The organism is Halorubrum californiense DSM 19288 (genome assembly GCF_000336875.1).
GTDB lineage: Archaea > Halobacteriota > Halobacteria > Halobacteriales > Haloferacaceae > Halorubrum > Halorubrum californiense.
In genome coordinates this window covers 13,151-28,920 of record NZ_AOJK01000026.1, presented here as the reverse complement: position 1 = coordinate 28,920, position 15,770 = coordinate 13,151, and the positions used below count along the sequence as shown (strand labels likewise).

Genomic DNA, 15,770 nt, shown 5'->3' with positions numbered 1-15,770 from the left:
CCCCGCCATGGTAACGGTACGGGCCCCCGCGACGAGCGCGAACCTCGGGAGCGGCTTCGACGTGTTCGGGGCGGCGCTCTCGCGGCCGGCGGACGTCGTCACCGTCGAGAAGGCGGCCGAGACGACGATCGAGGTCACGGGCGTCGGCGCGCAGTACATCCCGGAGGACCCCGAGAAGAACACGGTCGGCGCCGTCGTCGAGGCGCTCGACGCGCCGGCACGGATCCACATCGACAAGGGCGTGCGCCCGGCCTCCGGACTCGGTTCCTCGGCCGCGAGCGCCGCCGGCGCCGCGGTCGCGCTCAACCGGCTGTACAACCGCGGGTTCTCGCGGGAGGAACTGGTCCCGATCGCCGCCGAGGGCGAGGCCGTCGTCTCCGGGGTCGCGCACGCCGACAACGTCGCGCCCTCGATCCTCGGCGGCTTCACCGTGACGACGGCCGAGGGGACCCGCTCGGTCGACGCCGCGATCCCGCTCGTCGTCTGTCTCCCGGACGTGGCGGTCTCGACCCGGGACGCCCGCCGGGTCGTCCCCGAGAGCGCCTCGATGGAGGAACTGGTCGAGACGGTCGGCAACGCGGCGACGCTCGCGATCGGGATGTGCCGCTCGGACCCCGATCTCGTCGGTCTCGGCATGAGCGACCCCGTGGTCACGCCCGAGCGCGCCCGCCTGATCACCGGCTACGACGACGTCCGCGAGCGCGCCTTCGACGCGGGCGCGACGGGGGTCACCGTCAGCGGCGCCGGCCCGGCTGTGATCGCCGCCTGTCGCGAGCGCGACCGCCGCGACGTCGCCGCCGGGATGCTCGACGCCTTCGCCGGCGCCGGCATCGAAGCGCGCGCGTACCAGACCCGGATCGGGCGGGGCTCGACCGTTCTCGACGACTGACCGACGCGCGCTCGTCGTTGACCGGGCAGGTACTCGTCGTTGACTGGACAAGCGCTCGGCGTTGCTGGACAGACGCTCGGCGTTGCTGGACAGACGCTCGGCGTTGCTGGACAGACGCTCGGCGTCGACCGGACGTGAGTCCTGACTCCGAATTCACATACCTCCGGAGCGGCGCCGCCGGGTGCGGAAGGCATATATGATTAGGGCAAACATAGGATTAGATGAGTCAAATAATTGGATGTGATCTCTGTTTATGCCACCTGAGAGCGACGACGGGCGAGCGGTAACGCGGCGCGACGCGGTGCGCGCCGGGGCGGCGACGGCGCTGGCGGGCGTCGCCGGGTGTACGTCGCTGCCGAGTGCGCCGGTTGGCTCCGGGCGTGCCGGGAGCGACGACGGGGACCCGGTCGCCGTGGCATCCTTCTTCAGCTTCTACGATTTCGGACGACAGGTCGCGGAGGGGACCCCGCTGACCGTCGAGAACCTCGTTCCGACGGGGCTCCACGGCCACGGCTGGGAGCCGAACGCCAGCATCACCCGCCGGATCATCGAGGCGGACGCGTTCGTCCACGTCGGCGAGGACTTCCAGCCGTGGGCCGACCGCGCCGTTCAAACGATCGAGAGCGACGGCGTCGACACCGCGCTGATCAACGTCCGCGAGGGGGTCGAACTCGTCGACCTCGCCGCGTCGCTCGACCGCGACGAGGAGGGCGTCGGTTCGCAGCGCGGGAAGGACCCGCACTTCTGGTTGGACCCGCGGCGCGCGAAGCGCTCGGTCGACAACATCGCGAGCGGGTTCGCGGATCTCGTCCCGGACCACGCCGAGCGGATCCGCGAGAACGCCGAGGCGTACAAGACCGAGGTCCTCGACCGGATCGACGCCGACTACGAGGCGATCTTCGAGCGGTCCGACCGGGACGTCGTCCAGCTGGCCGCGCACAACGCCTTCCAGTACATCGGCGAGCGGTACGGCGTGCGGATGCGACCGCTCGTGACCAGCCTCGCGGCGAGCGGCGACGTCAAGCCCGCGGACATCCGCGAGGCGACGCGGGTCATCCGCGAGAACGACATCCGGTACATCGCGAACGGCGTCTTCGAGTCGCAGCGGCCGGCCCAACAGCTCGTCCGCGAGACCGCCGTCGAGGCGTACTTCCCGGTCACCCCGTACGCCGGCGTGCGCGACGAGTGGGTCGCGGAGAACTGGGGGTACGAGGAGATCGCGTACAACATCAACATGCCCACCTTCGAGATCGTCCTCGGCAACGAGACGCCCGAGGCCGCGGCGCCGACCGACGACTGGGTCGAACAGTGGCGGAACTTCGAACCGGTATGAGCGAGAATATAATAGATCCGGCGACCGCGGCCGACACGAGCGCGGCGTCCGACGCCGAGGCGAGCGGTCCGATCGTCGATCTCTCGGGCGTCACGTTCGGCTACACGGCGACGCCGGTCATCGAGGACGTGTCGCTGACCGTCGATTCCGGCGAGTACGTCGCGATCGTGGGGCCGAACGGCTCCGGGAAGTCGACGCTGATGCGGCTCATGCTCGGCCTGCTCGGTCCCGACGCCGGGACGGCGCGGCTGTTCGGCGCGGACGCGGACCGGTTCGGCGACGGCGAGCGCGTCGGCTACGTTGCGCAGCAGGCCACCGCCGCGGAGGAGATGCCGATCACCGTCCGCGAGGTGGTGAAGATGGGTCGGTTCCCCTACGTCGCTGTCGGCAACCTCCCCGCCGAGGGGAGTGGCGTCGACGACCTGTTCGAGGACCCGATCGGCACGACGCGACGGACCGCCAACGCCGTCTCGGGGCGGCTCACCGACGCCGACTGGGCGATCGTCGACGACGCGCTCACGACGGTCGGGATGAGCGCGTTCGCCGACCGGCGTATCGGACAGCTCTCGGGGGGCCAGCGCCAGCGGGTGTTCATCGCCCGAGCGCTGGCCGGCGAGGCCGATCTGCTCGTGTTGGACGAGCCGACCGTCGGCGTCGACGCCGAGTCGGTCGACGCGTTCTACGATCTCCTCGACGCGCTCAACGACGCGGGGATCACCGTGATCCTCATCGAGCACGACCTCGGCGCGGTCGTCGAACACGCCGACCGCGTCGTCTGTCTCAACCGCGAGGTGTACTTCGACGGCCCGGCCGACGAGTTCGTCGAGAGCGACGCCCTGGCACGGGCGTTCGGCACCGGGGCGCGCTTCCTCGCGGGGGGTGCCGAATGAGCGACCCGCTTACCGTCGCGCTCGTCACGTGGCTCCTCGCCGCGGTCGACGGGTCGGCGGCGGTCGCGCTTCAGGGCGGCCTCGCGGGCGTCGGGGAGGTCGTCTTCGGCGCCCTCCTCTGGCTGTTAGACCAGTGGTACTGGCTGATGGACTGGGTGTACTACGTCACCGGGGTGGAGATGCTGAACCCGCGCTATCGGTACATGCACCGGGCGGTGCTCGTCGGGCTCTGCGTCGGCGTGATGGCGCCGCTCATCGGCACCTTCCTCGTCCACCGACAGCTCGCGCTCATCGGCGACGCGCTGGCGCACACGGCGTTCGCGGGGGTCGCGGTGGGGCTCTTCCTCAACGCCGTCATCGACCTCGGCGTGTCGCCGTACCTCACCGCCGTCGTCGTGGCGATGATCGCCGCGCTGTTCATCGAACTCATCTCCGAGACGACGGACGCGTACAACGACGTGTCGATGGCGATCGTCCTTTCGACGGGGTTCGCGCTGGGGACGACGCTCATCAGCCTCAACGCGGGCGGGCTCGCCGTCGGCGTGAACCAGTTCCTCTTCGGGAACCTCTCGACGGTGTCGCCCCAGAGCGCGGCGATCCTGATCGTGCTCTTCGCCGTCATCGTCGGCACGGTCGCGGTGACGCGCAACGAACTCCTCTACGTGACCTTCGACGAGACCGCCGCCGAAGTCTCGGGGATCCCCGTCAACTGGTACAACCGCGTGATGGTGATGTTGACGGCGATGGTCGTCGTCGGCGCGATGCAGATCATGGGTGTCATCCTCGTCGCGGCGATGCTGGTCGTGCCCGTGGCGGGCGCGACGCAGGTGTCGCGCAGCTTCACCGAGTCGCTCGTCGTCTCGGTCGTCCTCGCGGAGCTCGCTGTCCTCCTCGGCATCGGCGTCGCCTACTACGGCGGCGTCACCGCCGGCGGGGTAATCGTGCTCGTCGCCGTGGGGATCTACATCTGCGCGGTGGGGATCGGGAAGCTTCAGTCGGCCCGCGGCGAGGCAGAGACCCCCGAGATGGGGACGATCGAAACCGACGGCGTCGAGGTCGACGCCGGAACGGGGGGTGACTGAGCGATGACGGGCAACGGAAACGGCGGCGACGCCGACCCGAGCAACGCCGACGCGAGCGACGAGGGCGCCGGTCCGCGGGCGTCCTCGGAGGTAATCAGCGCGGTCATGGAGGACTACATCAAGGCGATCTACGCGATCGAGCGCGACACCGGCGAGCGGGTGTCGACCTCCGCCCTCGCCGACTACCTCGACGTCACCGCGCCGACCGTCTCCTCGATGATCAAGAAGCTGGGAGAGCGCGGGCTGGCCGACAGAGAGGAGTACAAGGGGGTGACGCTCACCGACGAGGGCGAGGTCGTGGCGCTGGAGATCCTCAGACACCACCGGCTCCTGGAGTCGTTCCTGACCGAACAGCTCGACTACAGCTGGGTCGACGTCCACGACGAGGCCGACAGGCTCGAACACCACGTCTCCGAGAAGCTGAGCGACCGCATCGCCGAGGCGCTCGGCAACCCGCCGGTCGACCCGCACGGCGACCCGATCCCCGACGCCGACCTCTCGCTCCCCGAGGCGGGCGACACCGTCCGGCTCGTCGACGCCGAAGAGGGCGACCGGGTCGTCGTCCAGCGCGTTCGCCATCAGGGAGACGAAGGGCTTCGCTACCTCGCCGACGCCGGGGTCCGGCCGGGCGCAGCACTCGTGGTCGTCGACGTCGCGCCGTTCGACATGTACACCGTCGAGACGCCGTCGGCCGAGCAGAGCCTCCCGACCGAGATCGCGCAGCTCATCGAGGTCGAGCCCGCGCCCGACGACGCGTCCTGACGCCGGTCTCGGTGGCGGCGGTCGGGTCGTTTCCGTCCGCGCCGATCACTCGTTTTGAACGAACTCGCCCGAGCAGTCGTACTCGATCAGCTCGAACTCGTTCGCGGCCACGACGCTCCCGTTGTGGGGGTCGGTCCGCTCGTACAGCTGGTAGACGGTGACGGTCTCGACGTCGGTCGCGTGGGTCCGGTTCCACTCCGCACAGAGGTAGTGCGCGAGGTACGAGCGGTGGTTCTCGTTGTCCCCCGAGTAGACGTTCGAGAGGTACTTGCGCCAGCGCGAGGAGGGGTACGTGGCGTCGACGTCCGGCGGCCGGTCCATGGAGACCGCGCCGTCGTGGAGCACGTCCCGCTCGCTCCCGTTTTCGAGGACGCCGGGGGCGGCGAACCACCGCGTCGTGCGGACGGGTTCGGGCGCGAACATCTGCCAGTGCTGGTCCATCTCGACGGCCTCTAAGACCTCCTCGCCGGGGTCCGGAACCTCGCCGTAGCCGACCGACTGCGCGCTCGAAAGGACGATCAGGGCGACGAAGAGGGCGGGAATGACGGCCGAGAAGAGCGGGCGGCCGCGTTCGGCTCCCGCGCGGACGCCGTCCGCGAGGCCGCCGAGCCGATCTTTCTGCGTCGGTCGCGGGAGCGACGCGGCGAGCGAAGCGACCGTCCTCCCAGCGGATTCGAGCCGCTCGCGCCATCGGTCGATGGCCGCAGTCGGGCCGAATCGGTCGACTGCGCGCTCCGCGGCGTCCCAGACGGGCGTCTGATAGAACGGGACGAAGCCGACGACGGAGATGACGGGGAAGAGGTCGATCCGCATCGTGACCGCCATGCCGAGGTGGGTGCCGACGAACAGGGAGGCGACCGCGGCGCGGGGGAAGCCCGTGAGAACGATCAGCAGCGGCGAGGCGAAGAGCAGCGCGACCCACACGTACGTGGCCGCGCGCAGCAGGGCGGGGAACGCGGCGACGTGGTCGCCGAGGAGGTAGGTGAACTGGTCCGCCTGCATGACGTACGCGACCGCCTCGCCGCCCATCCAGAGGTCACCTTCGAGCTTGTGGACGCCGTTCGTCACGTACATCACCAGCATCTGGAGGAGCACGCCCAGCGAGGCGGCCGTGGCCACGGCGGCCTCGCGCGGGCCACCCGCCGAGGGGCCGGTCTCTGACGACTGCTCGTCCTCGACATCGTCCCCGGGATTCTCGTTCCCCGCTCGCCGGATCGCGTCGACGGACCAGCGCGCGCCGAGCGGGAGGAAGGCGCCCCAGAAGAGCAGCATCGCTAAGAGGGCGTCGCCCGCGTTCAACACCATCGGGTTGCGGACCTGTAGGGAGAGCAACAGCAGCCACGAGACGACCGTCGCGAGCCGCGTTCGGTACCCGACGGCCAGCGCGAGGGCGACGGCGCCCGCGACCGCGAACAGCGACGCGACGGCCCACGGCTCGCCGGAGAGCGCGTGGAGCGAGTACACTCCCGAGTAGTCGGCGAACAGCGCGCGTCGCGGGAGCACGCCGGCGTCCGTGTAGAACGCCGTCAGCGAGCGCGAACGCCTGAGCAGGTCAGCGATCAGCAGCGTCCCCAGCCCGATCCGGAAGGCGGCGAGCGCGCGCAGGTCCACCGAGCTTCGCGCGGCGATCACCGCCGAGAGCCGTCCGACGACGGTCGAGAACCCCGACCGGACGGTCGCGACAGAGAGGCTCCGAGGCATGATAGGAGAGTCCAACTACTTGGAGACGCGGAGGAACCAGTATAAGTTTTCCGTGCGACCGCAGCGCCGTCTCCGCCTCCGCGGCCGGCGGCGGGGAGTCGGGGCGGCACCACCGGAATCCTGAACTGCGAGGGCGGCGTAGGTGAGACAGGTAATGGACGAGGACATCCCGGAGGACGCCGCGATCGTCCTGTTCGACGGCGTCTGTAACCTCTGTAGCGGGTTCGTACAGTTCATCTTCCCCCGCGACCCGGAGGGGAAGTACCGGTTCGCCTCGCTCCAGTCCGACGTCGGCCGGGAGCTACTGGCCGAACACGACCTCGCGTCCGAGGATCTGGACTCGATCGTCCTGATCGAGGACGGCGAGAGCTACGTGAAGTCGTCGGCGATCATCCGGATCGCGACGGGGCTCGGCGGCGCCTACCGGCTGCTCTCGCCGTTCCGGTACGTGCCCGCGGCGGTCCGCGACCGCGTGTACGACTTCGTCGCCAGCAACCGGTACCGCTGGTTCGGCAAGAAGGACCGGTGTATGATGCCGTCCGGCGACGTGAAGTCCCGATTTCTGGAGTGAGTCGCGCTCAGTCTCCGTCGCGCCGCTCGTAGGTGACGAACGCGAGGTCGCCGTCCGTCTCCCGCTCCCGTTCGGTCCACGCGTCGGCGTCCCACTCCGGGAACCGGGTGTCGCCCGCGGGGCGTTCGGGGATCTCGGTGATCACCATCCGGTCCGCGCGCTCCACGTACGCCTCGTACACCGTCGCGCCCCCGATGACGTAGACGGCGTCGACGCCGCGCTCGGCGGCGTCCGCCGCGGCGCGGTCGAGCGCCTCCTCGACGCCGCCTGCGACGACCGCACCGTCCGGGAGGTCGGCGTCGTCGATCTGGCGGGTCGTCAACACGACGCTCGTCCGGTCGGGGAGCGGGCCGCCGATCCGGTCGGCGATCCCCTCGTACGTTTTCCGACCGACGATCACCGGGTGCCCTGTCGTCAGTCGCTTGAAGTGCGCCAGATCGGCGGGGTAGTGCCACGGCATCCGGTCATCGCCGCCGATCACGCCGTTCTCCGCGACGGCGGCGACGAGGACGAGGACCGGATCTGAATCCACGCCCGCCATCACTCCGCGACCGCGAACGAGATACCGTCCGCGGAGTCGTAGTCGACGACTTCGACGTCCTCGTAGGTGAGTTCGTCGAGCGGTTTGTCGGCGATTTCGATCCGCGGGCGGTCGCGGGGCGTCCGCGAGAGCTGTTCGAGGAGGCCGGGGACGTGGTCGTACCCCTCCTGCCCGTTCGGCTCGTCGGGGGCGGTACGCTCGATCCAGCTCTTCACGTCGAGGTAGTCGTCCTTGCTCTCGACGTTCGCGAGCCGCTCTTGAACGTAGCGGAGGTTGTTCGCGTACCACTTTCCGCGGTCGCCGCGACCGCAGTAGACGTGCGCGTCGACGACGGTGTGCCCGAACTCGCCGACTTCGAAGCCGGTCCGCTGGGCGAGCGCGTTCGCGAGCAGCGCGTACGCCGCGATGTTGAACGGGACGCCGAGCGCGATGTCGCCCGAGCGCTGCGTCAGGTGGAGGTTGAGCCGGCCGTCCTGGACGTTCACCACGAAGGTGTAGTGGCAGGGCGGCAGCGTCGAGACGGCGGCGTTCGCGGGATGCCACGCGTTCACGACCATCCGGCGGGAGTGCGGGTTCTCTTCGAGCGTGTCGAGGACGTACTGTATCTGGTCGAACGTGCGGCGCCGCGTCCCGTCGGCGTCCTCCTCGACGGTGACCCAGCGGTCCGCGTCGTCGGGCCACGTCTCGCCGGGGAGTTCCGCGGGCGACTCGGGCACCGGGTACCGTCGCCAGAACCGACCGTACGCGGTGTCGAGCTTGCCCTCCTCGTCGGCCCACGCGTCCCAGATCTTCGTCTCCTCGCGGAGGTTGCGGATGTGCTCCTCGCCGGAGAGGTACCACAGCACCTCGTGGATGAGCGAGTTCCACCGGTAGCCGTCCATCTTCTTCGTGGTCAGGAGGGGGAACCCCTCCGCGAGGTCGACGGTGTACTGTCCGCTGAACGTCGCGATGGTGTCGACGCCGGTTCGGTTCGGCTTGTACGTGCCCGTCGAGAGCGCGTCGTCGACGAGGTCGAGGTACTGTTGCATTGTGGGTGCGCGCGCCGGGACGAGCGGTCGCCGGCGCGGACTGTTACCGAGTCAAACGAGGCGCAGAAAGTAAGCGCATTGGTTCCCGGATCCGCCGACGCCTCATCGGTACCGTTCCGGCAGGTACGGGTCGACGACCGAGGGGAGCAGCGGGATCACGGCCGCTGCGATCTCCGCCAAGCGACGCCGGAGGACCGTGTACACGACCGCGACGGCCAGCGTGCCGATCACGATCTGCCGGAGCGGCGGGTCGACCAGGAGGAGCAGCGGGACCCCCAGCCCCACGGAGAGCGCGAGGTCCTCGACGGCGCCGTCGTACCGGACGCCGCGCCGCGGGGCGACCCAGTTCTCCCGGTAGTGGTCGTACACCGCGCGGTCGGAGTTCCCCTCCCACGGGCGGAGCTCCAGCCCGCCGCCGTACATGTCGGCGACGCTGTGGAGGGCCGCGCCGAGGAGGAGGAACGCGACCCCGACGGTGATCTGGGAGGGGGCCACGAGCGCGGCGAGGACCGCCGGAGCCGCGAGCGCGGCGTAGTAGACCGGGTAGTGGAGCGTCTTGCGGTGACCGACGTACATGTCGAGGTCCGGAACCAGTCCGCCGAGGAAGCCGGCGGCGAACCCGACCGGGGCCAGTTCCGGCGCGACGCGCACCAGCGGAGCCGCGAGCAGCATTCCCGCCAGCACGTGGGTCGGAAGCATCATCGTACCGGAACGCAGGCGACAGAAACGTATGAGCGTGTCGCCCCGCCGAGCGCGGTCTGCCCCCACTGAACGGCCCCTGAAGCGGCGCAACGGTCGCGTTCGCGGTTCGTTTATATAGCGGCGGCCGAACCGAGGCGTATGCTCATGACGCCGGGACCGACCGCGGTCCCCGAACCGGTGCGCGACGCGATGTCCCGCGAGCTCATCAACCCCGACGTCGACCCACGTTTTCGGGAGATATACGACCGGCTCACGGAGCGACTGGCAGCGGTGTATGGGGTCGAATCCGGCGGTTCGGGAGCGGCTGGCGCTCCCGGAGACGACGCGCGCGACGTCGTCGCCCTCGGCGGCGAGGGAATCCTCGGGCTGGAGGCCGCGGTCGCGTCGCTCGTCGAGCCGGGAACCGAGGTGCTGTGTCTCGCCAACGGGCTCTACGGCGAGGGGTTCGCCGACTTCGTGGAGTCGTCCGGCGGCGACCCGACCGTGGTCTCCGCGAACCACGACGAGCCGCTGCCGCTCGACGCGCTCGACGACGCGCTGGCGGCCGACGACGGCGACTTCGACCTCGCGACGATGGTCCACTGCGAGACCCCCACGGGGACGCTCAACGATATCGGGAGCGCGCTCGACCGAATTGAGGCCGCGGACTCGGATCTTCTCACGGTCGTCGACGCCGTCTCCTCGCTCGGCGGGGTCTCGGTGCCGACCGACCGGATCGACGTGTGCCTCGGCGCGTCACAGAAGTGTTTCAGCGCCCCGCCAGGGCTCGCCACCGCCGCGGTGAGCGAGCGCGCGTGGGCCGCGATGGAGGAGCGCGACCCGCACGCGCTGTACGCGAACTTCCTGCCGTTCCGCGACGTGAGCGACGGGTTCCCGTACACGCACCTGACGACGGAGGTCGTGGCGCTCGACGAGGCCCTCGGGCTCCTGCTCGACGAGGGGCTCGACGCGGTCCGCGAGCGACACGCGACGGCCGCGGCCCGGTGTCGCGAGCGCGGCGCGGAGTTGGGACTGGAGCCGGTGCCCGACCCCGGGCGGAGTTCGCCGACGGTGACCGCCTTCGAGGTCCCCGGGCGGGCGGCGGCGCTCCAGGAGCGGCTGCGCGAGGAACACGACGTGACTCTCGCGACGGGGCTGGGCGAGGACGCGGGAGATATCCTCCGCGTCGGCCACATGGGCCACAACGCGCGGGTCGACCGCGTGGAGGAGACGATGGACGCGCTGGCGGCCGTGCTGTAACCTCGCCGCCGCCTCGCCGCCTCCGGAACGCCCTTGCGTTCGCTCGGACAAGGCCCGAGACATGAACCACCGCGAACTCGGCGAGGTCGGCGAGGTCAGCGAGGTCGGCTACGGCGCCTGGCAGATCGGCGGCGACTGGGGCGAGGTCAGCGAGGACGAGGCGGTCGCGGCAGTCGAGGCCGCCCGCGACGCCGGGATCGACTTCTTCGACACCGCGGACGTGTACGGCGACGGCCGCTCCGAGCGGATCGTCGGCGAGACACTCGCGGACGACATCGCCGCGGACGACGTGACCGTCGCGACGAAGGCCGGTCGCCGGCTCGACCCCCACGAGCCCGACGGGTACACGGAGGCGAACCTCCGGCGGTTCGTCGACCGATCCCGGGAGAACCTCGGGATGGACACGCTGGACTTGGTCCAGCTCCACTGCCCGCCGACGGACGTGTACTACCGGCCGGAGACGTTCGACACGCTCGAAACGCTCGCCGACGAGGGCCGGCTCGCGAACTACGGCGTCAGCGTCGAGCGCGTCGAGGAGGGGCTGAAGGCGATCGAGTACCCCGGCGTCGAGACGGTCCAGATCATCTTCAACCCGTTCCGCCAGCGGCCGGCCGAGCGGTTTCTCGACGAGGCCGCCGCGCGCGACGTGGGCGTGATCTGCCGGGTCCCGCTCGCGTCCGGACTGCTGACGGGCGCGCTCTCGCGCGACGAGGACTTCCCCGAGGACGACCACCGGAACTTCAACCGCGAGGGCGACGCCTTCGACGTGGGCGAGACGTTCGCGGGCGTCCCGTTCGAAGCCGGCCTCGACGCGGTCGACGCGCTCGACGAGCGCCTGCCGGACGACCGCCCGCTGCCGGAGTTCGCGCTGCGCTGGATCCTCGATCACGACGCCGTCTCGACGGTGATCCCGGGCTCAACGACGCTCGATCACGTGCGAGCGAACGCGGCCGCGAGCGAGGCGCCCCCGCTCTCCGACGCCGAGCGCGAGGCCGCGAGCGCGGTCTACGACACGCACGTGCGCAAACACGTCCACCAGCGCTGGTAGGTCGCGCCAGCGGGGTCCCGGGTCCGGTCGGGTCGACCGCGAAACGCGTCCCTTTTTCCGGCCGACCGCGAGCGGATCGGCAGAGACGACCGTGGAGAGCGAACGCGAAGGAGCGGCGGCGGAGCCGGACGACGGGCGCGACGCGATCCCGGACGACGAGCGCGAGGCGCTGGAGACGATCGCGCACGGCGCGGTGCTCACCTCGGGCGGGGTCGCCGGCCAGCGCGCGCTGATCGCGGCGACCGAGTTCGCCCTCGCCCGCGGGCTCGGCCCGACCGCCTACGGCGTGTACGCGCTCGCGTGGCGGATCGCGCAGCTGTGCTCGCGGCTCGTGACGTTCGGCAGCGTCCCAGCAATCCAGCGGTATCTCCCGGAGTACGCCGGGGAACCGAAGCGGCAGGGCGCGGTCGCCGGCCTCGCGTACGCAACCACGGTCGGGTTCGGGATCGCGTTCGCGGCCGGCGTCTGGCTCGCGGCGCCGGCGATTAACGCACGCACCGTGACGGAGCCGGCGTTCGCGGGAACGATGCGCGCGTTCGGCGGACTCGTCGGCCTCCTCGGCGTCGTGATGGTCGCGTCCGCGCTGTTCCGCGCGGTCGGGTCGGCCCGCGGCGAGATCCTGTTCAACAAGCTGTTGCGCCCGGGCGTCAGGCTCGTCGGCGCGCTCGGCGCGCTCGCGCTCGGCTACTCCGTCGTCGGCGTCGCCGGAGCGATCGTCGCCGCGACCGGACTGCTCGCCGCGGCCGCCGTCCCCCTCTCCGCGTCCGTCACCGGCGTTCGGCCGACGCTCCGGGGGGCCCGCGCGGAGGCGCGGCGCTTCTACGACCACGCGGCGCCGGTCGCGATGAGCAGTCTCGGGAAAGTGTTCCAGAACCGCGTCGACGTCCTCCTCGTCGGCGCGCTGCTGACGGCGACCGCGGCGGGCGTGTACAACGTCGTCCTCGTGGTGATCGCGGTCGCGTGGATCCCGCTCCTATCCTTCAACCAGCTCCTCCCGCCGGTCGCCTCGGAGCTGTACGCGAACGACCGGACGGCGACGCTCAACGCGGTGTACGGCTCCGTCACGCGACAGATCGTCACGGCGGTCGTCCCGATCCTCGCCGTCATCGGGGTGTACGGCCGCGAGATCCTCGCGCTGTTCGGCGAGGCGTACGTCGCCGGCTACCTTCCCCTCGTCGTCTATCTCGGCGGCGTCTTCGTCGGGAGCGCCGTCGGCGCGACCGGCTGGCTCCTGATGATGACCGACCACCAGTACGCGCGGATGGCGCTCGACTGGCTGCTCGCGGTCCTCAACGTCGGCCTGACCTACGCGTTCGTCGTCCGGTACGGGCTCGTCGGCGCCGCGCTCGGCACGTCGCTCGCGATCGCGGTCCAGAACGGGATTCAGGTCCTCCTCCTCCGTCGGTTCGAAGGGCTGTGGCCGTTCGACCGGACCTTCCTCACGCCGATCGCGGCGGGCGTCGTCGCCGTCGCCGCGATGTACGCGGTCCGAGAGCTCCTGACCGGTCTCCCGGCGGTCCTCGTGGGAAGCGCGGTCGGGATCGGGGCGTACGCAGCCTCGCTCCGACTCGTCGGCGTGGACCCGCGCGACCGGTTCGTCGCGCGGCGGCTGGCGCGGCGGTACCGGGTCGCGCTCAGGAAGCGATTCCGGCGCTGAGTCCCGCCTGCGGATCGCGACGATTTATGAGCGGACGGCGACGTACCAACGGTATGCAAACGATCGACCGCGAGTCGGCGGGGTCGGCTCGCGTCGCGATCGTCGGCGGGATCCACGGCGACGAGCCCGCCGGCGTGCGGATCGTGGAGCGGCTCGCGGCGGAACTGCCCCCCCTCGACTCGCCCGACGGAGGCGGGAGGGGCGACGCGGAACCCGGCGGGCTCGTCCGGCTCATCCTCGCCAACGAACCGGCGATCGAAGCCGAGACGCGCTACACGGACGCGGACCTGAACCGGGCGTTCCCGGGCGACGCCGACAGCGACGAGTACGAACGGGCGCTCGCGCCGCGGCTCGCCGCCGAGTTACAGGGGTTCGACGCGGTCCTCGCGCTCCACACCTCACACAGCGCGCCGCCGCCGTTCGCCATCTTCAGCGACCTCACGGCGTCCGTCCGCCGCACCGTCACCGGGCTCCCGGTCGACCACGTCGTCGACGCGAGCGGACTGCGCTCGACGACGCTCGACTCCACCATCCCGCACACCGTCTCTATCGAGGTGGGCCGACAGGGGAGCGAAGAGGCGGTCGAGTTCGGCTACGAGGCCTGCCTCGCGTTCCTCCGCGTTCACGGCGCGCTCGCGGACGAGCCGCCGACGTTCTCGGAGACGGTCGTGGTGAAAGGCAACGAGGAGGTGCCGAAGGGGAGCGGTGAGCCGCACGTCCACTTCGCGAACTTCGAGGCGATCCCGGAGGGCGCGGTGTTCGCCGAGGACGACGTCTACACCCACCGCGTCGAGGAGCCGGGCGTGGTCCCGATCCTCGCGAGCGAACACGGATACGACGAGATCTTCGGCATGTACGGGCGCGTCACCGGCGTCCTGAAGCCGCCGGACGAAGGAGACCTACGCGTCTACCCGCGCGACGAGGACGAAGAAGGAAACGAACGCGACGAAGGAGAGGAGCGAGACGGAGGAGACGGGCGCCGCGGCTCTGGAGCGGACGGCGGCGACTGAGAACGGAACGGTCCGAACGGTCGAACTGACTGCGTCTCGGTCGCGAAACTCACTTCGCGGTCGGCGTGATGTCGCCGACGGCGTCCATCACTTGGACCGCCGCGCTGGCGGCGAGGCCGCGGGCGACCTCGTCGGTGTCGGACTCGGCGATGCCGGCGTCGAGGTCCTCCGGGTCGGGGGTGAAGCCGGCCGAGACGGGGTGGCCGGCCGGAGGGTTCACCGCGACGGTCGCCTGCGGGCCCTCGGCGCCGACGGAGAGCTCCGAGCCGACGGCGTAGCTGTCGGGGAGATACGATTCCGTGCGCGATACGATTCCGGCGACCGCGCGCCGGAGCTGTTTTTCCTGGTCCGGAGAGAGGTCGACGGCCGCGGGCGAGCCCGCGTCCGTCACACCCGGTGCCCCGGCGTACGGGTTGTTGCCGTTCATTCGAAGACACGACACGTACGCGGAGCCGAGGCAAAAAGGCGTCGGCGCCGGCGACCGCGGTTCCGCGGCGTCGCCCCCACCCGTCCGCACGAGCCCGCTACAGGATCGGCTCGGACTCCCCGTACGCGGCGATCACGACCGCGGTCGCGTACCGGTCCGGCGCGGCGGCGACCGTCTTCACGCGCGTCTCGCGGCCCGGGAGTTCCCAGTCGCGGAGGTCGGCGCCGGCGTCGAGCCCCGCCTCGATCCGCTCGCGGACCCCCTCGGGATCTTCCCCCGTCACCTCGTAGAAGAGGCCCGGACCCGGGCCGGTCGCCCACCCGAGTCCCGCGACCGCGTCGGGACGCCGGCGAGGCGCGCGCTTCGACTCGGCGCCCTCGGCGCCCGAGCGCCCGCCCTCGCGGAAGTCGACCTCGTCGCCCGGTCCGATCGTGCGACGGGCCTCGACGACGGTGAGCCGGTTGCCGGCGGGGCCGAGGTCCGGCGCCTCGGAGACCGCCTCGACGGTCGCCTCGGCGGGGACGACCGAGGAGACCGCCACGAGGTTGTAGTTGTGGAGGTTCGCGTCCGCGAGCGCGGCGTCGTAGGAGGCCATCGCCGTGTCGGCGACCCCGACGCCGCCGGCGACGTGGATGGTGTTCATTGACGACGAATCGGCGACCCGAGGGGTAAGGGGTTACGAACCCGACCGTCGCCAGCGGCGCTCGACCCGGATATAAATATGCGGTGGCGCGTGCCGACGAACGCCCGGAGGGCGTGAGTCGCACGCGCGAGGGAGTCAGTCGCCGGAGCGAAGCGGAGGCGACTGACGAGGCTGGGGAGGCGTGGGGCTGCGGTGCTGTGCGGGGCGGGACTCAAAGAGGCAGCCGCGAGGCGGACAGAGGCGATGT

16 protein-coding genes are annotated in these 15,770 nt (G+C 70.9%); 10 read left to right on the top strand and 6 right to left on the bottom strand.

Going from position 1 to position 15,770, the window contains the following annotated elements:
* Positions 1–7 precede the first annotated feature (7 nt).
* From C463_RS06045 to C463_RS06025, 5 genes are all read left to right on the top strand, one after another.
* Complete coding sequence (locus tag C463_RS06045) at positions 8–889, top strand: homoserine kinase (RefSeq protein ID WP_008442012.1); 882 nt, start codon at positions 8–10, stop codon at positions 887–889.
* A gap of 253 nt (positions 890–1,142) precedes the next feature.
* A complete protein-coding gene (locus tag C463_RS06040; RefSeq protein ID WP_008442011.1) occupies positions 1,143–2,222 on the top strand; it encodes a metal ABC transporter substrate-binding protein in 1,080 nt (359 codons plus the stop codon).
* Positions 2,219–3,112: a metal ABC transporter ATP-binding protein gene (locus C463_RS06035; RefSeq protein ID WP_008442010.1), complete on the top strand. Its 894-nt coding sequence runs from the start codon at positions 2,219–2,221 to the stop codon at positions 3,110–3,112. Before C463_RS06040 ends, C463_RS06035 begins: the two co-directional genes overlap by 4 nt.
* Positions 3,109–4,194: a metal ABC transporter permease gene (locus tag C463_RS06030; protein ID WP_008442009.1), complete on the top strand. Its 1,086-nt coding sequence runs from the start codon at positions 3,109–3,111 to the stop codon at positions 4,192–4,194. The genes C463_RS06035 and C463_RS06030 overlap by 4 nt, the downstream gene beginning before the upstream one ends.
* Before the next feature lie 3 nt (positions 4,195–4,197).
* Entirely contained in the window at positions 4,198–4,956 is a 759-nt protein-coding gene (locus tag C463_RS06025; protein ID WP_008442008.1) for a metal-dependent transcriptional regulator, read from the top strand.
* A gap of 45 nt (positions 4,957–5,001) precedes the next feature.
* Here the strand turns inward: C463_RS06025 and C463_RS06020 are convergent, their stop codons facing one another.
* Positions 5,002–6,657: an HTTM domain-containing protein gene (locus tag C463_RS06020; protein WP_008442007.1), complete on the bottom strand. Its 1,656-nt coding sequence runs from the start codon at positions 6,655–6,657 to the stop codon at positions 5,002–5,004.
* A gap of 154 nt (positions 6,658–6,811) precedes the next feature.
* On the opposite strand from C463_RS06020, the gene C463_RS06015 reads away from it, so the two are divergent.
* Positions 6,812–7,228: a thiol-disulfide oxidoreductase DCC family protein gene (locus C463_RS06015; RefSeq protein WP_008442006.1), complete on the top strand. Its 417-nt coding sequence runs from the start codon at positions 6,812–6,814 to the stop codon at positions 7,226–7,228.
* Positions 7,229–7,235: 7 nt separating this feature from the next.
* On the opposite strand, the gene C463_RS06010 is transcribed toward C463_RS06015, so the two are convergent.
* The 3 genes from C463_RS06010 to C463_RS06000 all read right to left on the bottom strand — a co-directional run bounded on the left by C463_RS06010 (position 7,236) and on the right by C463_RS06000 (position 9,496).
* Entirely contained in the window at positions 7,236–7,769 is a 534-nt protein-coding gene (locus C463_RS06010; RefSeq protein ID WP_008442005.1) for a dihydrofolate reductase, read from the bottom strand.
* On the bottom strand, positions 7,769–8,797 hold the full coding sequence (gene thyA / locus C463_RS06005; protein WP_008442004.1) for a thymidylate synthase: 1,029 nt from the start codon (positions 8,795–8,797) through the stop codon (positions 7,769–7,771). The genes C463_RS06010 and thyA overlap by 1 nt, the downstream gene beginning before the upstream one ends.
* Before the next feature lie 102 nt (positions 8,798–8,899).
* Positions 8,900–9,496: a metal-dependent hydrolase gene (locus C463_RS06000; protein WP_193365860.1), complete on the bottom strand. Its 597-nt coding sequence runs from the start codon at positions 9,494–9,496 to the stop codon at positions 8,900–8,902.
* 141 nt (positions 9,497–9,637) lie between these two features.
* Between C463_RS06000 and C463_RS05995 the strand changes: the two genes are divergently transcribed.
* The 4 genes from C463_RS05995 to C463_RS05980 all read left to right on the top strand — a co-directional run bounded on the left by C463_RS05995 (position 9,638) and on the right by C463_RS05980 (position 14,453).
* A complete protein-coding gene (locus tag C463_RS05995; RefSeq protein WP_008442002.1) occupies positions 9,638–10,738 on the top strand; it encodes a pyridoxal-phosphate-dependent aminotransferase family protein in 1,101 nt (366 codons plus the stop codon).
* 61 nt (positions 10,739–10,799) lie between these two features.
* A complete protein-coding gene (locus C463_RS05990) occupies positions 10,800–11,786 on the top strand; it encodes an aldo/keto reductase (protein ID WP_008442001.1) in 987 nt (328 codons plus the stop codon).
* A gap of 91 nt (positions 11,787–11,877) precedes the next feature.
* Complete coding sequence (locus C463_RS05985) at positions 11,878–13,443, top strand: lipopolysaccharide biosynthesis protein (RefSeq protein WP_008442000.1); 1,566 nt, start codon at positions 11,878–11,880, stop codon at positions 13,441–13,443.
* A gap of 53 nt (positions 13,444–13,496) precedes the next feature.
* Positions 13,497–14,453, top strand: coding sequence for a succinylglutamate desuccinylase/aspartoacylase domain-containing protein (locus tag C463_RS05980; protein WP_008441999.1), 957 nt, complete (start codon positions 13,497–13,499; stop codon positions 14,451–14,453).
* A gap of 49 nt (positions 14,454–14,502) precedes the next feature.
* Here C463_RS05980 and C463_RS05975 read toward each other — a convergent pair whose 3' ends face one another.
* Positions 14,503–14,880, bottom strand: a complete 378-nt coding sequence (locus C463_RS05975) for a DUF5811 family protein (protein WP_008441998.1) — start codon at positions 14,878–14,880, stop codon at positions 14,503–14,505.
* A gap of 97 nt (positions 14,881–14,977) precedes the next feature.
* Positions 14,978–15,523 carry a pyruvoyl-dependent arginine decarboxylase gene (locus C463_RS05970; RefSeq protein WP_008441997.1) on the bottom strand — a complete coding sequence of 182 codons (546 nt, stop codon included), beginning with the start codon at positions 15,521–15,523 and terminating at the stop codon, positions 14,978–14,980.
* Between the last annotated feature and the right edge of the window lie 247 nt (positions 15,524–15,770).